A 3811-nucleotide genomic window follows, 5' to 3' on the forward strand; every position below is an offset into this window, starting at 1 on the left:
CGAGAAATTCAAATATTTTCGGTGTGAGTACATATAAACCGAATATACATAAGAATTGATCTTCTGCCATTCCCTCTACACGAAGATGCTGGCGTGCATACTCAATTGTGGGCTTTTCTGCAAGTTGAGTTACTGAAAGGATTGAGTTTGATTCCTGCCAAATTCCGGTAACACAGCCAGATTTATGAAGGCTTTCTGCTGGAAGTGTCGTTAAACTAACAACACTTTGATTAACTTGTTTGTAAGCATCTAAAAGTTGACCTGCACATGATGTTCCAGTGTCCGATGAGTAAACATGATCGCCCAGCATCAGCAGAAATGGCTCATCTTTCACCCATTCTTTGGCACAGAATACAGCATAACCATAGCCTTCTGGTTTGTCTTGATTCAAAAATTTAATTTTGCTGCCTAAATCTTGTAGATACTGGCTATATTCCTGATTTTGCGGCGATAATTTTTTGAAAAGTTCGCCTGGAGGTGGAGCTTTAAAGAACTCCTCAAAAAGTGCGCGATCGCCTGGTTGCACTACAATCCCGATTTCTTCTATACCAGCGCTGATGGCTTCTTCCACAATTGCTAGAATTACCGGCTTGGCACGACCCTCTCGATCGATAATCGGGAAAAATTCCTTTTTCACCGCCTTGGTAGCTGGAAATAAACGAGTTCCGAAACCTCCGGCTGGAATGATAGCTTTGCGAACTTTGCGTGCATGAAGTGTTAGCTTTAAACCTTGCATTTGAGGAAAATCCCGTTCAATAATTTCAATGACTTTTTGCTGGCTTTCTTCGTCTTTAACGATAAATTGTGCTGTACCATCCCCTTGTGAACCAACACCTTTCCCTCCCCAAATGTAGGGCTGAATGGGTTCATAATCAAGGATTTTATGCAGGATGGGAGCTGTTAATTGCTCAGGACAGACGGGAATTAGATGCTTATCAAATTGGGTTTGTGCCTTCTTCATCAAGATACCAATTTTTTCAGCATCTCCTTTTTGCAAGGCGTTAACTGCTTCTTGAGTAATTTGAGAACTGATGGAGCCAAGATATTTTTGGACATTCTCTTGGGATTCGTTACTGGCGAAAGGATAACACTGATTCAAGTTACTGAGTATTTCTTGGGTATTTTTCCCAGCACCGAGATCGACAATTACAAAGAACAGGTTTTTGGGTACTTTTAGTTCAATAATATCCAAGCGTGAAGCGAAGCTATCGCCGCTAGGCGAATCGCCATCAAAAACCATCAGGATCGGGCGATCGCCATAAGCACACGCTTGATCCATTCGTCCGCAGCGAGAAGGCGTGGTAATCTCCCCCAGATAAGCCAACTCCATTTCGTCTCGGAGGGTCATCTTTAAGTCATACACGCGATTGAAAGCACGAGCTACGAGGACGCACAACGCAGCGCTGGAGGACAGACCTTTCTTAACTGGCAAATCTGTCCGGTAATTGTCGATTTCCAGTCCGCGCACTCGGTAGCGAGTCACAAATTGGTAGGCAACGCCAGCGGCATAACTAAAGAAATCACCTTTTTCAGCTTCGGCAAGCAAAACCTCGGCGTCCATCGGCAGAGTCAGCGTTTTCCGGGTGCCGTCACTCAGGGAAGCGTGAAAAATCAGATGAGTGGGATGAGGCTTAACCTCGGCATAAAGCCCCTGATTAGTCCCGACGATCAGCGTATAGCCTTTTTCTAAATTCGGATTGATGCGGCGATAGTCTCCCGCCCAATCGCTGTGTTCGCCAAACAGACACAGGCGACCTGGAACAAAAATTTTCATAAATTTCATGCTGCTATCTTCGCACCCTCTAGTAATAAACTACTCTGGGTGGTGAGCAAGCGTTGAAGCGATCGCTCTTTTTATCTACGCGATTTATCTATCGCGATGATTCGGCTTTTTGCACCCCGTTGGGTCTCGGTACCAGTCAATAAATCGCATCGACTGGTTAAAATTGCTCTGAAGCTAGGGAGAAAGCCCAAGGATAGTTTCTTCAATTTTTCAACATCGAAGAGGAAACGTTTATGCAATCGGCTCTACAGCAGCCTAACGTACAGGATGTAAAAGTTCAGCTTCTCCTAACAGGAGGACATGAGTACACCATTTATCTCAAGTCAGATTCACCCGTACTCCACAGTCTGCTGAAGACAATTGTGGCTCAATCCCAAAAGCAGGAAGCGGTATTTTCTTGTTTGTTTCAGATTCCCATCAATGAGGGTCATGCGGCTCTGTCTTTTCCGAGCGATCGCTTGGTTGGCATCGTTACGGAACCGCCCCTGTACGTGCAACAAAACTTGCCGCCAATAGAAGAGCCACCACCTCAATCTGTAGATTTTTTACCAAATATTTTACCTTCTGAATATGTGCAAATTGATAATTTCTTAACCTTGGAGGAAAAGAACCGCTTACTTAATTACGTTTGGGAACAAGAGTCAAACTTTGTTTCTACTAGCACTTCAACAAACGAGGCTGACTATCGTCGCTCAATGGTTCTCTATTACTTCCCTGAATTTTCTGAATTGGTAGTCAATCGAATTAAAGCGATTCTCCCAAATGTCTTCAGAAAGCTAAGGATACCTTCTTTTAAAGTTTCCGATATTGAAAGTCAGTTAACTTCCCATAATGACGGGAATTATTTCAAAATTCATAACGATAATGGCAGCCCTGAAACTATCACTAGAGAATTAACTTATGTTTATTACTTTTATCGCGAGCCAAAACCCTTTTCTGGTGGAGAGTTACTGATTTACGACAGTAAGGTGGAAAACAATTTTTACGTACAATCAGACTCGTTTAAAACAGTTGAACCGAAAAACAACAGCATTGTGTTTTTCCTGAGCCGCTATTTACACGAAGTGTTGCCTGTGGTTTGTCCTTCTAAAGCTTTCGCAGACAGTCGATTCACCATTAATGGCTGGGTGCGTCGTCAAGTAAATAATGTCTAACGGCTATCTTGGTTACACAAACTTAGACCGCAAAGGCGGTCTAATATCAAGTCCGGCTCATTGACCGTCAAATAATTAGCTTGTTTGCGTCAGGCTATATTTGTGTAGCTTTACCCTGAAGGAAGGGTGTAGCTACACAAATGTAGAGTGCTTCCAGTGTATACGCAACGAAAAAACGCATATTATAAAGCTGATGTGCATTTGGAAATGCACATCAGCTTAGTTATCTTCTGGGGATGGATTAAAGCAGGAATGCTTCCAAATGCGAACCTTTTTTACCGTTGGGGTTTGATAATTTGGCAGGGTATTTTCACGCATAAAATAAATAGAAAAGGTATCAAGCTGCTGTGACCCTTGGTGCTGAGAATTCCAATTTCGGCAAAGATATCGCCCATAGTAAAGACGATATTTGGAATTGTCCTTGCTCCAAAGATTCATCATGTATTTGCGCCAACGCTCGTTTGGATAAGTCGCAGACACAAGACGTGGTTTTTCCCAGCTTACAGGTATGCCATTTTTAAAAACATCTATTTCGGTGCCATTTTTAAGCTGACCTGGAATGACATACCAGCCATCATCTTTAAGTGGATAGGGAGCAAACATACTCCATTTTTGGTCCAATCTCAACACAAGCGTCACCCAGTTAACCACGCTTGGCAGCTTAAAGATAGAGGGAGCAATCGTCCTGAGATTCCACAAAGAGACGCAAAGCAATAAGAGGAAGGCGATAATATCTGTTAACAACGAAGAACGCACTTCCAGAGGACGAAACTTTAAAGGAGTCGTGACTTTAGAGGCGGCGCGGCGATTGTTGGCAATAACTTCGTAGACTTTCGTACCCACAGACAAGACAGGACGCCATTCCAACAAGGGA

General features: G+C 43.2%; 2 protein-coding genes and 2 pseudogenes. 1 reads left to right on the forward strand and 3 read right to left on the reverse strand.

The window, feature by feature from the left end:
- Together H6F50_RS27410 and H6F50_RS28120 are read right to left on the reverse strand one after the other, a co-directional pair.
- A partial coding sequence (locus tag H6F50_RS27410) for a sugar phosphate nucleotidyltransferase (protein ID WP_242029204.1) occupies positions 1 to 736 on the reverse strand: 736 nt, incomplete at its 3' end.
- A gap of 582 nt (positions 737 to 1318) precedes the next feature.
- Positions 1319 to 1783, reverse strand: a pseudogene (locus H6F50_RS28120) (GHMP kinase); the annotation flags it as partial.
- A 233-nt stretch (positions 1784 to 2016) separates the two neighbouring features.
- On the opposite strand from H6F50_RS28120, the gene H6F50_RS24935 reads away from it, so the two are divergent.
- Positions 2017 to 2937 (forward strand): 2OG-Fe(II) oxygenase, encoded by a 921-nt coding sequence (locus H6F50_RS24935; protein ID WP_190430755.1) that lies wholly within the window; start codon positions 2017 to 2019, stop codon positions 2935 to 2937.
- A gap of 219 nt (positions 2938 to 3156) precedes the next feature.
- On the opposite strand, the pseudogene H6F50_RS24940 reads toward H6F50_RS24935, so the two are convergent.
- Positions 3157 to 3811, reverse strand: a pseudogene (locus H6F50_RS24940) (hypothetical protein); the annotation flags it as partial.

It is taken from the genome of Coleofasciculus sp. FACHB-712 (genome assembly GCF_014695635.1).
Classification (GTDB): domain Bacteria; phylum Cyanobacteriota; class Cyanobacteriia; order Cyanobacteriales; family FACHB-T130; genus FACHB-T130.